We start from the raw sequence: 14919 nt of genomic DNA on the forward strand, positions 1-14919 counted from the left end.
AGGCATAGAGTGTAAATGATGCCGATGCACTCAATGCTTCCCGACGGTCTGACATACCAGCCGGATTTCCTCTCCGAGGAGATAGCTACCGCGCTCGTCGCGGCGTTGGATGGGTCGCCTTGGGACGAAACCCTGAAACGCCGCGTCCAGCATTTTGGATACCGCTATGACTATCGCGCTAGGGCGGTGACCGGCGATGCCTATCTCGGGCCTTTACCGCCTTGGCTCCGCGAGGTTGTCGCGCGCCTGGTCGCGGCGGGGCACTTCCCGCATCCGCCCGATCAGGTCATCGCCAACGAATATCATTCGGGGCAGGGGATCAGCGCCCACGTCGATTGCCTCCCCTGTTTCGGCGACAATATCGCCTCGCTCAGCCTGCTGTCGCCGTGTGAGATGATCTTCCGTCATCCCGCCACCGGCGAGAAGCGGATATTGACGCTCGAGCCCCGCTCGCTGCTGAAGATGGATGGCCCAGCGCGCTATGAATGGACGCATGAGATTCCGGCGCGGCTTGCCGATATCGTCGACAGCGAAAAGCGCTTGCGGCGGCGGCGGATATCGCTGACGTTTCGCAATGCGGTCAAGACGACGGGTGAGGGACGACATTGAGGCCAGCTCGGAAATTTGTTATACAGCGTATTACAGATCGAGGAGCAAGCCGATGACCAAGCCCGTTCTCTCCGACCCGATTGCCCTGCGCATTCCAGAAGACATGCTGAAGGACATCGAGACCATCGCCAAGGCCACCGACCGCAGCCGCAGCTGGGTCATCGTCCGGGCGCTGAAATACTATCTGATGGAAGAGGGGAATGATGTTCTGCAGACGCTGAAGGGCGAAGAGCAGATCCGCAATGGCGAGACCGTCGATTTCGAGGAGTTCATGCGGGAACTGACATCGTCTCCCAGAGATGACGCGGCATGATGAAGGTCATTCTTTCCAAGGATGCCGCAGACTATCTCAGCCACGAATATGGCTATCTGAGCGCGTTTAATTCCCGCGCTGCCGACGCCGCCATGGCGCGAATTCAGGGCGGCATCAGGAGGCTCGCCGCTTACCCGCAGATCGGCGCTCCTGTGCCAATGCTGGCGGGACGCCACCAGCTGGTCGTCGGCCCCTATATCATCACCTACCGCATCGGCCGCGATGCCATCATGGTCTCCGACATCACCCACGGTAGACAGCGCGAGCAACTGGACAAGGACGACGGGCTCGACGAGAGCGACTGACGCGTCGCGAGTACCGCACGGGTTTTGAACCTTGTTGGGCCGATCTCATCGGTAATTGATTCATCGTGTGAACCGCCGGACTCAATCTTGGAGCGGCTGCCCGCAACAGATTCAAAAGACAGCAAGAATTGAACCGGCCGCAGCATCGCTGCCGCCGAAGACGCGTCTCGCGCACCCACACACCCACGCACAAAGGCCCAAACCAATGGCCGATTTCTCCAACGATACCAGCCTCTGGGCGACCAGGGCGCTGGGCGCGTCGGCGGGTGCCGCCGTGTCGCTGATCTATCTTTTGCCGAAGAGCCGGCGCGAGGCGGCTAGCCGGTTTTTCACCGGGCTGACCTGCGGCATCGTCTTCGGCGGCCCAACGGGGATCTGGATCGCCGAGCGCCTGGATCTGGTCGATCGGCTCTCTGCTGTCGAAGTGATGCTGTCGGGCTCTGCAGCCGCCAGCCTCTGCGCATGGTGGGGGCTCGGCATTCTCCAGCGCATCGCCGGCCGATACGGCGCCCGTAACCGGTAAAGCGCCGGCCACAAAACCATCAAACGAGGAGCATGATCATGACCGCAAGCCGCGCGCTGGCGCGCATCCCCACGCGCTTGTCCACCCGGGCCATTCCCGGCGCGGATACGCGCAAGTTCGCCAATCTGGAGCTGCGCGGCCTCAGCCGTGACGGCACCTTTTCCGGCTATGCCAGCGTCTTCGGTGAGGTCGATCTCGGCAAGGACGCGATCGAGCGCGGCGCCTTTCTGCGCTCGCTGAAGACACGTGGTGCGGCTGGCGTGCGGATGCTCTTCCAGCATGATCCGGCCGAGCCGATCGGCGCCTGGAAGACGATCCGCGAGGATAGCCGCGGGCTTTATGTCGAGGGTGTGCTCGCCGATGGCGTCAGCCGCGCCCGCGAGGTGCACCAGCTTTTGAAGAACGGCGCGCTGGATGGCCTGTCGATCGGCTTTCGCACCGTCCGCGCCAAGACAGACGCCAAATCCGGCGTGCGCCGTATCCTGGAGGCCGGCCTCTGGGAGATCTCGGTGGTGACCTTCCCCATGCTGCCGTCCGCCCGCGTGCAGAACATCAAGAATGCGCGGTGGTTCCGCGACAAGGAGACCGAGCTCGTCCGCGCCATGCGCCGGGCCGCCCGGATGATACTGCAAGACACATTCAAGTAGACCTTCACAAAGGATGATCCCGCAATGACCAACATGCAGATTGCCGAGAAGACCGCCCCCGAAATCAAGGCCGCGCCTGAAATGACCGCCGCCTTCGACGAATTCATGGAAGCCTTCGAGGCCTTCAAGGAAACCAACGACGCCAGGCTCGGCGAGATCGAGCAGAAGCTGACGCCGGATGTCGTCACCCGCGACAAGATGGACCGCATCAGCCGCGCGATGGACGAGCAGAAGAAGGTGCTGGACCAGCTGGCGCTGAAAAAGGCCCGCCCGCCGCTCGGCCGCACGCATCCGGCCAGCGGCGAGATCACCGAGCACAAGGCCGCCTTCGAGCAGTATATCCGCCGTGGCGACGAGGTCGGCCTGCGCGAGATCGAGGCCAAGGCGATGTCCTCTGGCTCCGGCGCCGATGGCGGCTATCTCGTGCCCGACGAGACCGACAGCGCCATCGGCCGTCGTCTCTCCGTCGTGTCGCCGATCCGCTCGATCGCGACCGTCCGCCAGGTCTCCGGCGCTGTGCTGAAAAAGCCCTTCGCGATCTCCGGCATGGCGTCCGGTTGGGTCGCGGAGACCGCGGCACGCCCGCAGACCAATGGCGCCCAACTTGCCGAGCTCTCTTTCCCGACCATGGAACTCTACGCCATGCCGGCCGCCACCCAGGCGCTGCTCGACGATGCCGCCGTCGATATCGAGGCCTGGATTTCAAGCGAGGTCGACACCGTCTTCGCCGAACAGGAAGGCGCCGCCTTCGTCGCCGGCGATGGTGTCAACAAGCCGAAGGGCCTGCTGGCCTACACTTCGGTCGCTGACAGCGCCTGGAGCTGGGGCAATCTCGGCTACATCACCACGGGCGCCGCCGGTGGCTTCAAGGCGACCGGCGCCTCCGACACGCTGATCGACACGATCTATTCGCTGAAGGCGGGCCATCGCCAGAACGCCAACTTCGTGATGAACCGCAAGACCCAGGCCGAGGTGCGCAAGCTCAAGGACGCCGAAGGCCGCTACCTCTGGCAGCCGCCGGCAACGGCAGGCGAAGCCGCCTCGCTGGTCGGCTTCCCCGTCGTCGAGGCCGAGGACATGCCCGACATCGCCGCCAATGCGATGGCCATCGCCTTCGGCGATTTTCGTGCGGGCTATCTGGTGGTTGACCGCACGGGTGTGCGGGTGTTGCGCGATCCCTATTCGGCCAAGCCGTATGTGTTGTTCTACACGACCAAGCGGGTCGGCGGCGGGGTGCAGAACTTCGAGGCGATCAAGCTGGTGAAGTTTGCGGTGAGTTGATTGGGTTGGGGGCGGTGGGTGCGGTGCGGTTGGCGTTGTGCCGCTTCGAATGCGGCTGGCGTAGTGCCCAGTGGCCCCGAATGTAGCTTGCGTCGCGCCCGGAGCCCCCTCGTCCCCGGTGCAACTTTGTTGCACCTGAACCCTTCGGGCCACCTTCTCCCCGCGGGGGAGAAGGGATGGAGCGAGCGGCCCACTCCGAGTCTCTTCTCCCCAGCGGGGAGAAGGTGCCGGCAGGCGGATGAGGGGGCCGCCTGCTCCAGCCTCTCAAAAGCACCAACCCGGCACACCCACCTCAAACATCACCAGGAACCCCACGATGACCTACGCCCTCATCACCCCACCCACCTCCGAACCCATCACCCTCGCCGAGACCAAATCCCACCTCCGCCTCGACGACACCAACGAGGACACGCTGCTCACCGCGCTCATCCGCACCGCACGCGAACACCTGGAGCGCGCAACCGGCCTCAGCCTCATCACCCAAACCTGGCGCCTCTATCTTGATTCAATTCCTGAAGACGGCGTGATTCAGATCGCGAGAGGCCCCGTCCAAGCCATTGAAAGTCTGACACTTTACGACGCATCCGGCGAAGAGCTGAACCTGCCGCTGACCGGCCACATCCTCGACGGCCACGCCCGCCCGGCGCGCCTCGTGCTCGGCCGAGCTGTCAGCGCCGGCCAGCCCATCAACGGCATCGAGATCGACTTCACCGCCGGCTTCGGCGAGAGCGGCGCCGAGGTGCCGGAGACGCTGAAGCGGGCGATGTTGATGCATGTGGCACAGATGTTCGCATTCCGGGGCACGGTCGCGGTCGAGGACCAGCCGGCTGATATTCCGGCAGGCTACGACCGCCTGATCGCGCCCTTCATGGTGAGGAGGCTCTGATGCGCTCGGTCTTCTTCGATCCCGGCCAGATGACGGCGCGGCTGGCGCTGGAAGCGCCCGTCGAAACCTCGGATGGCCAGGGCGGCGCCACCGTCTCGTTTGCCGAGATCGCCTCATTCTGGGCCCGCATCGAACCGGTGAGCGAACTGCGCGAGGAACAGGCGGGCGCCGATGTCTTCACGCTCACCCACCGCATCTGGCTGCGCTTTCGCCACGATATCCAAGCCGGCATGCGGCTGCGCAAGGGCACGCGCACCTTCGCGATCCGCGCCTGGCGCGATCCTGATGATCGCGGCAACTATCTCGTTTGCCTGTGCGAGGAGGAAGCCCAATGAGCGCTGCCAATGAACTGCTGACGGCGATCCAGACGCGCATTGCCGACGATGCGGAACTTTCGGCCATGATCGGCCCCGAAGGCCTGCGCGACCGCCTAGTCTCGGGCCGAAAACTCCCCGCCATCATCGTCGCCGATCTCGCAAGCAACGACTATTCCACGGCGACCGAAGCCGGTGCCGAGCATTTGCTGACGCTCGAAATCTGGACTGACGCCGGCGGCCGTAAAGAGGCCGCGACCATAGCCGAACACCTGCGCATGCTGCTGCACGACGCGCCGCTCTCGCTGGAAACGCACCATCTCGTCGGCCTGCTGCATCTTTCGACACGCACCCGGCGCGAACAGAAGACTAGGCTGCATGTCGCCGAGATCCGGTTCCGGGCGGTGACGGAGGTGACGGTCGAGGTTTCGGGCGGCTGAGAGCCCAAATCTGGACGGCGATACAGTATTGCTGTATAGACATTGTCCATACGAGTTCATGAATCCGCATGCGGAGCGACTGACATGCCCGGCGTCAAGAAAAGCGAAACCATCAACCTGCGCATCGATACTGAGACGCGCGAGATCATCGCGCGCGCGGCCGCTGTCAGCGGCAAGTCGCTCACGGCATTCATGACAGAGGCCGCGTTTTATTCGGCGCAGAAGGAGTTGCTCGATCAGCGTTTCATCGGCGTCGATGCGGCCGTCTTCGATGCCGTCGAGGGGCTTCTCGGCGAACCGGCGAAGGCCAACGATAGGCTCGTCGCGCTGTTCAAATCCAACGCCGAATGGATCGACTGACGGATGTTTCGCAAGCCCGTTCCTCTCGGCGAGCATCATCTGGTCGATGATTTCGACAGCGGCAAGCCGGCGCTGGATGGCTTTCTGAAGGACATGGCGCTTTACAATCAGCAGCAGGAATATACCCGGACCGTCGTCATCGCGACCGAGGATTACCGCGTCGTCGGCTATCACTCGCTGTGCGCGGGCATGATCAGCCGCAACAGCGCGCCGAGACAGGTCAAGGGACATCGGGCGCCGGGCGAGATCCCGGTTGCGCTGCTGGCACGGCTTGCGGTCGATCGCCGCCATCAGAATATGGGGTTGGGAAGCGCGCTGCTGAAGCACGCGCTGATGTCCGTCGTCTCTTCGTCGCGCTCGGTCGCCTTCCGTGCCGTCATGGTTCATGCCCTGGACGACGAGGCGGAGGCCTTTTATCTGAAATTCGGCTTCCGCGCCGCCAAGGGTCTCGAGCGCACGCTGCTTTTGCCGACGAAGGACATCGTGGCTTCGCTGGCTCAGGCGACCTGAGCAACCGGCTTCGCGCGGCGGATGAGGCTTGCCAGCATCAGCACGAGGCCGAAGGCGAGTGCGGCGAGCGTGCAGCATAGGGCCATCACCATGCCGGCGCCGGCGCGATCGAGGATGGCGGTGAAGATGATGGGGGCGGCGGCGTTGGCGATGTTTTGCGGCAGCGACAGGCGGGCGGCCTGCAGGCCGTATTCGCGCGGCGAAAACAGCGCCAGCGGCAGCAGCGCGCGGGCGACGGCCATGACGCCGGCGCCGAAGCTGTAGATCACGATGAAGCCGACGAGCAGCGATGTCGAGGGCGGGGCGATGAGGATCAATCCGAAGCTCGCCACCATCAGGCCGATCCCGGCGATGGCGCTGACGATCGGGTTGCCGCGCTTGCCGAGCAGCATGTCCATGCCGCGCGCCGTTATGCCGATGACCCCACGCGCCGAGCCGAGCTGCAGTGCAAGCATCGGCGCGGCGCCGTATTGGCGCAGGACCTCCAGCAGCGATGGCGCCAGCCCGAAGGTCACGAAGCTCGATAGCGTCGTTGCCGCCGCGAGCAGCAGGAAGGCCTTGCGCCGATCGTCGGGCGAAAGATCGACCGGTGCTGCATGCATCTCGGCGGATCCCTCTTGCGTGGCTGCCGGACGCGGCAGACCGAAGAGATAGAGCGGCAGGCAGACGCACAATTGCAGCGCGGCGCAGATGACGAACGTGGTCCGCCAGCCGAACTGGGCATCGAGCAGGCTGAGGATCGGCCAGAACAGCGCGCTGGAGAGCCCGGTGAAGAGCATCAGGATGGCGATGACGCGTTTGCCGTTGAGACCCTCGCGCTCGACGACGGCGGTATAGGTCGGCGTCGTCAGGCCGAGCGCCCCGCCGATTCCGATGACGATCCAGGAGATCGTATAGAGCACGATACCCTGTGTCGCCGCCAGCATGAGAAGGCCGGCGGCGAAGGTGACGGATGACGCGGCAAGCACGGGCACGGCGCCGTGGCGCTGCAACAGCCGGCCGATCGTCGGGCCAAGGAGCGCGAGGACGACCATCATCACGGTCAGGCCGCCGAAGACGATTTCATTCGCCAGCCCGAGATCGGGCGCGATCACCCGACCCATGACGCCGAGCATGTCGAATGTCGTGCCCCAGCCGATGAGCTGCGTCACGGTGAGCACGGCAATCAACTGTGTCGAACGCAGGGGAAAAGGCCCGGGCATGGTGTGACTTCGGCGAAGGGAAGGGATCGAAGCGGTCGTAGCATCTTCGCCATCAGGTTCAAAGTGACAAGTCGATGACATCGCGGGCGTTCCATCGGGGCGCCTTTTTTCGTGGAAGGGATGAGGCCATGGTGGCGCAGAAGGGCAAGGATCTGCTGTTGAGGGTTTTCAACGGCACGGATTATGAGACGGTGGCGGGGCTGCGCTCGAAGCGGCTGTCCTTCAATGCCGAGACGGTGGATGTGACCGATGCCGAGAGCGCCGGGCGCTGGCGCGAGCTCTTGGGCGGCGCCGGCGTGCAGCGAGCCTCGGTTTCGGGTTCAGGCATCTTCAAGGACGCGGCTTCCGACCAGCTGGTGCGCAACGCCTTCTTCAACGCCTCGATCCTGAGCTGGCAGATCATCGTGCCGGATTTCGGCAGCGCCACTGGACCGTTCCAGGCTAGCGCGCTCGAATATTCCGGCCAGTATAATGGCGAGGTGATGTTCGAGCTGGCGCTGGAATCGGCCGGCGCGATCACCTTCGAGGCGCTGTGATGGCGGCCCGCACGACAGTGGGACAAGCGGCAGGGCGAAGGGCCAATCGCAGGCGCGGCGAGATTGAGGCTGAGATCGACGGCGAGCGGCGGGTGTTGTGCCTGACGCTGGGGGCGCTGGCGGAGCTCGAGACGGCGTTTTCGGTCGATAGCCTGAATGGGCTGGCCGAGCGTTTCGCCGGTGGCCGGCTGAAGGCGGCGGATATGATCCGCATCATCGGCGCCGGCCTGCGCGGCGGCGGCAATCTCTATTCCGACGAGGATGTGGCGGAGGCCGATATCGAGGGCGGCATCGGTGGTTATGCCGCGATCGTCGGCGATTTGCTGGTGGCGACGTTTTCGGGGGATGGCGCGGACGCCTCCGCGCGCCCCCTCTAGCCGCAGCGGGCATCGGGACGACGGACAGTGCGGGGCCAACGCCTTTCCCCTGGGCGCGGGTTCTGCATGTCGGTCTCTGCCTGCTGCGGCTTCCCCCGCAATCCTTCTGGGCGATGACGCCGGTCGAGTTTCACGCCGCCGCCGGCGGGCTGTCGTCGCCGCGTGCCGCCGTCTCCCGTGCCGATCTCGACGGGCTGATGGCCCGCTTTCCGGACAGCCGGGCGATACACGAAACGAGGAACGACCATGACCGATGACCAGACGGACCTGTCGGCCATGACCGACGAGGCGGCGACGCTGCGGCGCGCGCTTGACGATCTGGAGGGGCGCTCGCGCTCCTTCGGCTCGGCGCTATCAGGGGCGCTGCGCAGCGCGGTCTCGGGCGGCAAGGGACTTGATGACGTGCTGCGCGGGCTGGCCAATCGGATGACGGATATCGCGCTGCAGGCCGGGCTGAAGCCGCTGGAAACGATGCTCTCGGGCGCCGCCTCCAGCCTGTTCGGTGGCGCCGGCAAGCTGCTTCCCTTCGCCGATGGCGGTGTGGTCTCGCAGCCCACCTATTTCCCTCTCGGCGGCGACATGGGGCTGATGGGCGAGGCGGGCAGCGAGGCGATCCTGCCCCTGCGGCGCGGTGCCGACGGTTCGCTCGGCGTCGCCGCATCGGGGGCGGGGGCGGCACCGCAGATCGTCTTCAACGTTACCGCGACGGATGCCGAGAGCTTCCGAAAGAGCGAGGCGCAGATTTCCTCGATGCTGGCGCGCACCGCAATGCGCGGCCAGCGCAACCTGTGAGGATTAGAGTAGATGACATCCGGTTTCCACGAGGTGCGCTTTCCGCTCCGCCTGTCGCTGTCGACGAGCGGCGGGCCGGTCAGGCGCACCGATATCGTCAATCTCTCCAATGGCCGCGAAAGCCGCAACAGCCGCTGGCGCGACGCGCGCCGCAGTTATGATGCGGGCTCCGGCCTGCGCTCGGTGGCGGATCTCTACGAGGTGCTGGAATTCTTCGAGGCCCGTAGCGGCGAGCTCTATGGCTTCCGTTTTCGAGATCCGATCGATTGCACGTCGACCCGCCCGGGCGCCGAGATCGGACCCGGCGACCAGCCGATCGGCATCGGGAACGGCGTGACTGTCGCGTTCCCGCTCGCGAAAACCTATGGCGATGCCGGGGCCAGCAGCACGCGGCGGATCGCCAAGCCGGTCGAAGGCTCGGTCGTCGTCGCGGTGGATGGTGTGCCGCAGCCGTCGTCCGCCTTCGTGTGCGACCCCACGACCGGCATCGTCACCTTCGCGGCCGATGCCGTTCCGCCAGAGGGTGCCCCGGTGACGGCCGGGTTCCTGTTCGACGTGCCGGTGCGCTTTGCGACCGGGCGCATCGACGTCAACCTCTCGGCCTTCAACGCCGGGCGCATTCCCACCATTCCGCTGATGGAGATCATGCCATGAGGCATATTCCGGACGGGCTCGCCGCGCATCTTGCAGGCGACGCCACGACGCTCTGCCATGCCTGGCGGGTGACGCGCCGCGATGGCGTCGTGCTCGGCTTTACCGAACACGATCACGACCTGACATTCGCGGGCACCACCTTCCTGGCGGCGAGCGGCTTTTCCGCCAGTGCGGCGGAAGCGGAGGCGGGATTGCCGGCCGCCACCAGCGATGTCGCCGGTGGCTTCTCCAGCGCGGCGATCACCGAGGAGGATCTAACGCGCGGCCGCTATGACGGCGCCCGCGTCGAGGTGCATCTCGTCAACTGGGCGGACCCCGGCCAGCACATGCTCTTGAAGGTGCAGGAGATCGGCGATGTCACGCGCGATGCCGGCCAGTTCCAGGCGGAACTGCGCAGCTTCGCCAGCCGCCTCGGCGAGCCACAGGGCCGCGTCTATGGCCGGCGCTGCGACGCGACGCTTGGCGATCAAAGATGCGGCATCGATCTCCCGGCACCCGCGATGCGCGCCGAAGGCGTGGTGGTCGCGGTCGCGGATGCCAGCCGGCTTTTGCTCTCCGGTATCAGAGCCGTGCCCGACGGCTTCTTCCGTTTCGGCGTGCTCCGTTTTCTCGATGGCCACAATCACGGCCAGCGGTTGGAGATCGAGACGCATGCGGTGAAGGACGGTCTGCTGGAGGTGACCCTCTGGCTGCCGCTCGAGGCCACCCCAAGTGCGGGCGATCGCGTCTTGCTCACGGCTGGTTGCGACAAGGCCTTCTTGACCTGCCGAACGAAGTTCGCCAACCACCTGAATTTTCGCGGTTTCCCGCACATCCCCGGCACCGATTTCGCTTACACCTATGCCGATGGCGAGACCCTTCACGACGGGAGCGCGCTGTTCAAATGACCGACATTTCAACGGAAGTGCTGCGCCTGGCCGAAGGCTGGATCGGCACGCCCTACAGGCATCAGGCCTCGCTCAAGGGCGTCGGCTGCGATTGTCTCGGGCTGATCCGGGGCATCTGGCGTGAGCTTTACGGCACCGAGCCGGAGCGCCCGCCACCCTATGCGCCCGATTGGGCGGAGCGTGGCGGCGGGGATCGGCTGATGGAGGCCGCACTCCGGCATTTCGGCCCGCCGCTGCCGCTTGTCGAGGCAAGACCGGGTGACGTGCTCCTATTTCGCTGGCGCCCGCAGCTCGCCGCCAAGCATGCCGGTATTCTGTCGGGCGAGCGGCAGTTCATCCATGCCTATGAGCAGGCGGCGGTGGTCACTTCACCGCTGGTGCCGAGCTGGCGCCGGCGCATATCGGGCGTCTTTCGTTTTCCGGAGAGATAGATGGCAACGCTCCTCTTCCAGGCCGCAGGCGCGGCAATCGGCAGCGTCTTCGGTCCTGTCGGCGCCATCATCGGCCGCGCGGCTGGCGCGCTGGCTGGAAGCGTCGTCGATCGCGCGCTGATCAACGGCCGCTCCACCGTGCGCGGCGCGCATCTGTCGAGCGCCCGCATTCCAGGCGCCGACGAAGGCACGGCGATCAACCGCGTCTACGGCAGCGTCCGCGTCGGCGGCACGCTGATCTGGGCAACACGTTTCGAGGAGGAGTTGACCAGCGAGCGGCAAGGCGGCAAGGCCACCGGCGGCACCCGCGTCGAGAGCTTTCGCTACTTCGCCAATCTCGCGGTCGGTCTGGCGGAAGGGCCGATCGGGCATGTCAGGCGCGTTTGGGCCGATGGCAAGGAACTGGATCTGACCAGGATCGAGATGCGCGTCTATCGCGGCGATGACACGCAGCTGCCCGATCCGCTGATCGAGGCCAAGCAGGGGGCGGGCAACGCGCCCGCTTATCGCGGGCTTGCCTATGTCGTCTTCGAGCGCCTGCCGCTCGATGCCTATGGAAACCGCATTCCGCTGCTGCAGTTCGAGGTCGTAAGATCGGTCGGCGAGCTGGAAAATGAGATCAAGGCCGTCTGCATCATCCCCGGCGCCACCGAGCATGGCTATCAGCTGGCGCAGGTCTCGGAAAGCCTCGGTGCCGGCAGCGCCCGCATTCTCAACCGCAACAGCCTGCGCGGCACGAGCGATTGGGATATCTCGATCGACGAGCTGATGGCGCTCTGCCCCAATCTCGAGCGCGTGGCGCTCGTCGTCTCCTGGTTCGGCACCGATCTGCGCGCCGGCCAATGCCGTGTGGTGCCCGGCGTCGAGGTGGCAAGCCGCGCGGAGGAAAGCACACCGTGGTCTGTCTCCGGCATCGCGCGTGGTGCCGCCCATCTCGTCAGCCGCAACAATGGCGGCCCGGCCTATGGCGGCACGCCCGATGATGCCAGCGTGCTGTCGGCGATCGCCGATCTCAAGGCGCGGGGTCTCAAGGTCTATCTCTATCCCTTCGTGATGATGGATATTCGCGCCAATAACGCCCTTGCTGACCCCTATGGCGGCGCGCATCAGGCGTCCTATCCCTGGCGTGGCCGCATCACCTGCGATCCGGCGCCGGGGCGGCCTGCTAGCGCCGACCGTACGGCGGCCGCGCGCGGGCAGGTTCAGGCCTTTGCGGGCAATGCGCAAGCGGGCGATTTCACGATCGCGGGCGGCCATGTGGCCTATCTCGGCGGTGAGGAGAGCTACCGGCGTTTCGTCTTGCACTATGCGCAACTCGCGCGCCTTGCGGGCGGGGTCAATGGCTTCCTGATCGGCTCCGAACTGCGCGGGCTGACGCAACTGCGCGATGGCGGCGATGCCTTTCCCTTCGTGGAGACGCTGGTGCGGCTGGCGGGCGATGTCAGGACGCTCTTGCCGGCGGCGAAGATCACCTATGGCGCCGATTGGAGCGAGTATTTCGGCTATCACCCGACGGATGGCAGCGGCGACGTCTACTTCCATCTCGACCCGCTTTGGGCCTCGCCTGACATCGATGCCGTCGGGATCGACAACTACATGCCGCTCGCCGACTGGCGCGACGACGATCTCGCCAGCGCCAATCCCGATGGCTTCCGGCTTGCCGACGGTCGAGATGCACTGATGGCAGCGATCAGCTCCGGTGAGGGCTTCGACTGGTACTATGCGGATGACGATGCCCGCAAAGCCCGGCAGCGCAGCCCGATCACCGATGGTCTGGCCGGCAAGCCCTGGGTCTTCCGCTACAAGGATATCGCAGGCTGGTGGGCCAATCCGCATTACGAGCGCAGCGGTGGCGCCGAGCGCGCGGCGCCCACGGCCTGGATACCGTCGGGCAAACCGATCTGGTTCACCGAACTCGGCTGCGGCGCGGTCGACAAGGGCGCCAACCAGCCCAATGTCTTCGCCGACCCGAAGTCGGTGGAAAGCGGAGCGCCGTATTTCTCCACCGGCATGCGCTCGGACAGCATGCAACGGCGCTTCCTCGAAGCGCACCATCTCTGGTGGGCCGGCGATGATGCGCCTGATGGCATGGTCGATCCGTCGCATCTCTTCGTCTGGTGCTGGGATGCGCGGCCGTTCCCGGCCTTTCCGTTGGCAACGGATGTCTGGTCCGATGGCGGCAATTGGCGTACCGGCCACTGGCTGAATGGTCGGCTTGGCGCGGGCACCCTGGCCGATATCGTGGCGGCGGTACTGCGCGACCACGGCTTTTCGGATTTCGACGTCTCCGAGGTGAGCGGCGACCTGATCGGTTACGTCAAGGGCGAACTCGGTTCGGCTCGCGATCTGATCGAACCGCTGCTGCAGGCGTTCCAGATCGATGCCTTCGAGGATGCCGGCCTCCTGCGCTTCCGTTCGCGCGCACGCGCCAGCTTGCCGGCTCTTCCGATCGAGACGCTTGTCGACAGCGAGAATGAGCCGCTTTGGCAGGAGACGCGCGGCCACGACAGCGATTTCGCCGCCGAGGCGGTGATGACGTTCTACAATCCCGATCTCGACTACGAGCAGGCAAGCGCCCGCTCGCACCGCGCCGGGCAGGCGACGAGCCGGCTGATCAAGCAGGACCTGCCAGCCGTCGTTTCCGAAGAGACGGCGCTCGATGCGGCCGAGGCGCTGTTGCGCGACGTCAGAATTGCTCGCCGCTCGCTGCGCTTCTCGCTGGCGCCCGGCCGGTTGGATGTGCAGCCGGGCGACGTCGTCTCGCTGACCGATGGTCCCGATGGCCGCTTCCTGGTCTCGCGCATCGAGGATGGCGATGCACGCCGCATCGAGGCGCGAGCCTTCGCACCGTCCTCGGGCGGCGCCCCGCCTGCCGTGACCGACGGCCGCAATGGCGGCGGTACCGCGTCGAACCTGTTCAAGCCGCTGGTGCATCTCATGGACCTGCCGCGCTTCGACGGCGAGGCGGCGGCGAGCTTCGCGCGCGGCGCGGTCTTCGCCAGACCGTGGCGCACTGTCGGCCTGTCGTCATCGGCGACGACGGAGGGCTATCGGGGCAGGGCGGTGCTCGACCGTCCGGCAACGATGGGGGCTCTTGTGTCCGCATTGGCACCGGGTGTTACCGGCCGATTCGATTGGTCCCAGGCGCTGATCGTTGATCTGGCTTATGGCGAGCTGTCCTCGGCGGCCGAAATATCGGTGCTGAACGGGGCCAATCGGCTGGCCGTGCGCTCAGTGGGTGGCGTATGGGAAATCCTGTCCTTCCTGCAGGCCGAAGAGATCGCGGCCGGGCGATGGCGGCTCGGCGGGTTGCTGCGCGGGCTTGCGGGCACCGAGGATGCGATGGTCTCGGGCATTCCCGAGGGTGCTGCCGTTGTACTGCTCGACGAGGCGGTCAAACCGCTTGGCCTGCGTAGCGACGAGGCTGGCCTGTCGCTCAACTGGATCGCCGAGGCGGCCGGTTCGCTTGCGATGGCGGGGCCGTTCGTGTTCGCGGGCGGCCTGCGCGCCGCCACACCGCTCGCCCCGGTTCATCTGCGCTGCCGGCGTACGGATGCCGACGATGCGCTCATTTCCTGGACACGGCGCGGGCGCGACAATGCCGACAGCTGGACCGGTGCCGACATCCCGCTCGACGAGCCCTTCGAGCGCTACCGGGTGGAAGTGCTTGATGGCGCCGACGCCGTAATCCGCGCCGTTGAGGTCCAGACGCCGGAATGGACCTATCCGCTGGCCGACGAAGTGCTCGATTTCGGCGGGCGGCAGGCGAGCCTTGCGGTGACGATCCGCCAGCTCGGCGAGCGCGTGCCGCTGGGATTGCCCGCCCGGGCGATCTTTCAGACGTGACATTTC

The 14919-nt window shown here is 65.8% G+C and carries 20 protein-coding genes; 19 read left to right on the forward strand and 1 reads right to left on the reverse strand.

Annotated features, from left to right (window positions below; all coding sequences use genetic code 11):
* Positions 1-18 precede the first annotated feature (18 nt).
* The 11 genes from ACIQUB_RS11165 to ACIQUB_RS11215 all read left to right on the forward strand — a co-directional run bounded on the left by ACIQUB_RS11165 (position 19) and on the right by ACIQUB_RS11215 (position 6188).
* The gene (locus ACIQUB_RS11165; RefSeq protein WP_402929414.1) at positions 19-609 is read left to right on the forward strand and encodes an alpha-ketoglutarate-dependent dioxygenase AlkB; all 591 of its coding nucleotides are present in this window, start codon (positions 19-21) and stop codon (positions 607-609) included.
* Between the two features lie 52 nt (positions 610-661).
* Positions 662-922 (forward strand): CopG family ribbon-helix-helix protein, encoded by a 261-nt coding sequence (locus ACIQUB_RS11170; protein ID WP_111561014.1) that lies wholly within the window; start codon positions 662-664, stop codon positions 920-922.
* Positions 919-1227, forward strand: a complete 309-nt coding sequence (locus tag ACIQUB_RS11175; RefSeq protein WP_113239765.1) for a type II toxin-antitoxin system RelE/ParE family toxin — start codon at positions 919-921, stop codon at positions 1225-1227. Before ACIQUB_RS11170 ends, ACIQUB_RS11175 begins: the two co-directional genes overlap by 4 nt.
* A 205-nt stretch (positions 1228-1432) precedes the next feature.
* On the forward strand, positions 1433-1750 hold the full coding sequence (locus ACIQUB_RS11180) for a DUF6107 family protein (RefSeq protein ID WP_402929417.1): 318 nt from the start codon (positions 1433-1435) through the stop codon (positions 1748-1750).
* Positions 1751-1788: 38 nt separating this feature from the next.
* Positions 1789-2397 (forward strand): HK97 family phage prohead protease, encoded by a 609-nt coding sequence (locus ACIQUB_RS11185; RefSeq protein WP_402929419.1) that lies wholly within the window; start codon positions 1789-1791, stop codon positions 2395-2397.
* Positions 2398-2421: 24 nt separating this feature from the next.
* Positions 2422-3678, forward strand: coding sequence for a phage major capsid protein (locus ACIQUB_RS11190; RefSeq protein ID WP_402929421.1), 1257 nt, complete (start codon positions 2422-2424; stop codon positions 3676-3678).
* 316 nt (positions 3679-3994) lie between these two features.
* Positions 3995-4564 (forward strand): head-tail connector protein, encoded by a 570-nt coding sequence (locus ACIQUB_RS11195; protein WP_402929423.1) that lies wholly within the window; start codon positions 3995-3997, stop codon positions 4562-4564.
* Positions 4564-4899: a phage head closure protein gene (locus ACIQUB_RS11200; RefSeq protein WP_113237418.1), complete on the forward strand. Its 336-nt coding sequence runs from the start codon at positions 4564-4566 to the stop codon at positions 4897-4899. The genes ACIQUB_RS11195 and ACIQUB_RS11200 overlap by 1 nt, the downstream gene beginning before the upstream one ends.
* Positions 4896-5318, forward strand: a complete 423-nt coding sequence (locus ACIQUB_RS11205; RefSeq protein WP_402929425.1) for a DUF3168 domain-containing protein — start codon at positions 4896-4898, stop codon at positions 5316-5318. Before ACIQUB_RS11200 ends, ACIQUB_RS11205 begins: the two co-directional genes overlap by 4 nt.
* An 84-nt stretch (positions 5319-5402) precedes the next feature.
* On the forward strand, positions 5403-5678 hold the full coding sequence (locus ACIQUB_RS11210) for a DUF1778 domain-containing protein (RefSeq protein ID WP_113237416.1): 276 nt from the start codon (positions 5403-5405) through the stop codon (positions 5676-5678).
* A gap of 3 nt (positions 5679-5681) precedes the next feature.
* On the forward strand, positions 5682-6188 hold the full coding sequence (locus tag ACIQUB_RS11215; protein WP_113237415.1) for a GNAT family N-acetyltransferase: 507 nt from the start codon (positions 5682-5684) through the stop codon (positions 6186-6188).
* Here ACIQUB_RS11215 and ACIQUB_RS11220 read toward each other — a convergent pair.
* Positions 6176-7390, reverse strand: a complete 1215-nt coding sequence (locus tag ACIQUB_RS11220; protein ID WP_113237414.1) for an MFS transporter — start codon at positions 7388-7390, stop codon at positions 6176-6178. The genes ACIQUB_RS11215 and ACIQUB_RS11220 overlap by 13 nt on opposite strands.
* A gap of 128 nt (positions 7391-7518) precedes the next feature.
* On the opposite strand from ACIQUB_RS11220, the gene ACIQUB_RS11225 reads away from it, so the two are divergent.
* Genes ACIQUB_RS11225 through ACIQUB_RS11260 form a run of 8 tightly spaced genes read left to right on the forward strand, consistent with a single transcriptional unit; the run spans position 7519 to position 14913 of the window.
* A complete protein-coding gene (locus tag ACIQUB_RS11225) occupies positions 7519-7926 on the forward strand; it encodes a phage major tail protein, TP901-1 family (protein ID WP_113237413.1) in 408 nt (135 codons plus the stop codon).
* Positions 7926-8303 carry a gene transfer agent family protein gene (locus tag ACIQUB_RS11230; protein WP_113237412.1) on the forward strand — a complete coding sequence of 126 codons (378 nt, stop codon included), beginning with the start codon at positions 7926-7928 and terminating at the stop codon, positions 8301-8303. The genes ACIQUB_RS11225 and ACIQUB_RS11230 overlap by 1 nt, the downstream gene beginning before the upstream one ends.
* 11 nt (positions 8304-8314) lie before the next feature.
* A complete protein-coding gene (locus ACIQUB_RS11235) occupies positions 8315-8560 on the forward strand; it encodes a rcc01693 family protein (RefSeq protein WP_113237411.1) in 246 nt (81 codons plus the stop codon).
* Positions 8550-9095 carry a phage tail tape measure protein gene (locus ACIQUB_RS11240; RefSeq protein ID WP_113237410.1) on the forward strand — a complete coding sequence of 182 codons (546 nt, stop codon included), beginning with the start codon at positions 8550-8552 and terminating at the stop codon, positions 9093-9095. The genes ACIQUB_RS11235 and ACIQUB_RS11240 overlap by 11 nt, the downstream gene beginning before the upstream one ends.
* A 12-nt stretch (positions 9096-9107) precedes the next feature.
* The gene (locus ACIQUB_RS11245) at positions 9108-9749 is read left to right on the forward strand and encodes a DUF2460 domain-containing protein (RefSeq protein WP_113237409.1); all 642 of its coding nucleotides are present in this window, start codon (positions 9108-9110) and stop codon (positions 9747-9749) included.
* The gene (locus tag ACIQUB_RS11250) at positions 9746-10636 is read left to right on the forward strand and encodes a DUF2163 domain-containing protein (RefSeq protein ID WP_113237408.1); all 891 of its coding nucleotides are present in this window, start codon (positions 9746-9748) and stop codon (positions 10634-10636) included. Before ACIQUB_RS11245 ends, ACIQUB_RS11250 begins: the two co-directional genes overlap by 4 nt.
* Positions 10633-11067, forward strand: coding sequence for an NlpC/P60 family protein (locus ACIQUB_RS11255; protein WP_113237407.1), 435 nt, complete (start codon positions 10633-10635; stop codon positions 11065-11067). Before ACIQUB_RS11250 ends, ACIQUB_RS11255 begins: the two co-directional genes overlap by 4 nt.
* The gene (locus ACIQUB_RS11260; RefSeq protein WP_113237406.1) at positions 11068-14913 is read left to right on the forward strand and encodes a glycoside hydrolase/phage tail family protein; all 3846 of its coding nucleotides are present in this window, start codon (positions 11068-11070) and stop codon (positions 14911-14913) included.
* Positions 14914-14919 lie beyond the last annotated feature (6 nt).

This window comes from Rhizobium sp. NPDC090275 (assembly GCF_044772225.1).
Classification (GTDB): Bacteria; Pseudomonadota; Alphaproteobacteria; order Rhizobiales; family Rhizobiaceae; genus Rhizobium.

Coding starts and splice junctions, on each gene's coding strand:
- ACIQUB_RS11165 (WP_402929414.1), top strand. CDS start 19: ATGCCGATGCACTCAATGCTTCCCGACGGTCTGACATACCAGCCGGAT.
- ACIQUB_RS11170 (WP_111561014.1), top strand. CDS start 662: ATGACCAAGCCCGTTCTCTCCGACCCGATTGCCCTGCGCATTCCAGAA.
- ACIQUB_RS11175 (WP_113239765.1), top strand. CDS start 919: ATGATGAAGGTCATTCTTTCCAAGGATGCCGCAGACTATCTCAGCCAC.
- ACIQUB_RS11180 (WP_402929417.1), top strand. CDS start 1,433: ATGGCCGATTTCTCCAACGATACCAGCCTCTGGGCGACCAGGGCGCTG.
- ACIQUB_RS11185 (WP_402929419.1), top strand. CDS start 1,789: ATGACCGCAAGCCGCGCGCTGGCGCGCATCCCCACGCGCTTGTCCACC.
- ACIQUB_RS11190 (WP_402929421.1), top strand. CDS start 2,422: ATGACCAACATGCAGATTGCCGAGAAGACCGCCCCCGAAATCAAGGCC.
- ACIQUB_RS11195 (WP_402929423.1), top strand. CDS start 3,995: ATGACCTACGCCCTCATCACCCCACCCACCTCCGAACCCATCACCCTC.
- ACIQUB_RS11200 (WP_113237418.1), top strand. CDS start 4,564: ATGCGCTCGGTCTTCTTCGATCCCGGCCAGATGACGGCGCGGCTGGCG.
- ACIQUB_RS11205 (WP_402929425.1), top strand. CDS start 4,896: ATGAGCGCTGCCAATGAACTGCTGACGGCGATCCAGACGCGCATTGCC.
- ACIQUB_RS11210 (WP_113237416.1), top strand. CDS start 5,403: ATGCCCGGCGTCAAGAAAAGCGAAACCATCAACCTGCGCATCGATACT.
- ACIQUB_RS11215 (WP_113237415.1), top strand. CDS start 5,682: ATGTTTCGCAAGCCCGTTCCTCTCGGCGAGCATCATCTGGTCGATGAT.
- ACIQUB_RS11220 (WP_113237414.1), bottom strand. CDS start 7,390: ATGCCCGGGCCTTTTCCCCTGCGTTCGACACAGTTGATTGCCGTGCTC.
- ACIQUB_RS11225 (WP_113237413.1), top strand. CDS start 7,519: ATGGTGGCGCAGAAGGGCAAGGATCTGCTGTTGAGGGTTTTCAACGGC.
- ACIQUB_RS11230 (WP_113237412.1), top strand. CDS start 7,926: ATGGCGGCCCGCACGACAGTGGGACAAGCGGCAGGGCGAAGGGCCAAT.
- ACIQUB_RS11240 (WP_113237410.1), top strand. CDS start 8,550: ATGACCGATGACCAGACGGACCTGTCGGCCATGACCGACGAGGCGGCG.
- ACIQUB_RS11245 (WP_113237409.1), top strand. CDS start 9,108: ATGACATCCGGTTTCCACGAGGTGCGCTTTCCGCTCCGCCTGTCGCTG.
- ACIQUB_RS11250 (WP_113237408.1), top strand. CDS start 9,746: ATGAGGCATATTCCGGACGGGCTCGCCGCGCATCTTGCAGGCGACGCC.
- ACIQUB_RS11255 (WP_113237407.1), top strand. CDS start 10,633: ATGACCGACATTTCAACGGAAGTGCTGCGCCTGGCCGAAGGCTGGATC.
- ACIQUB_RS11260 (WP_113237406.1), top strand. CDS start 11,068: ATGGCAACGCTCCTCTTCCAGGCCGCAGGCGCGGCAATCGGCAGCGTC.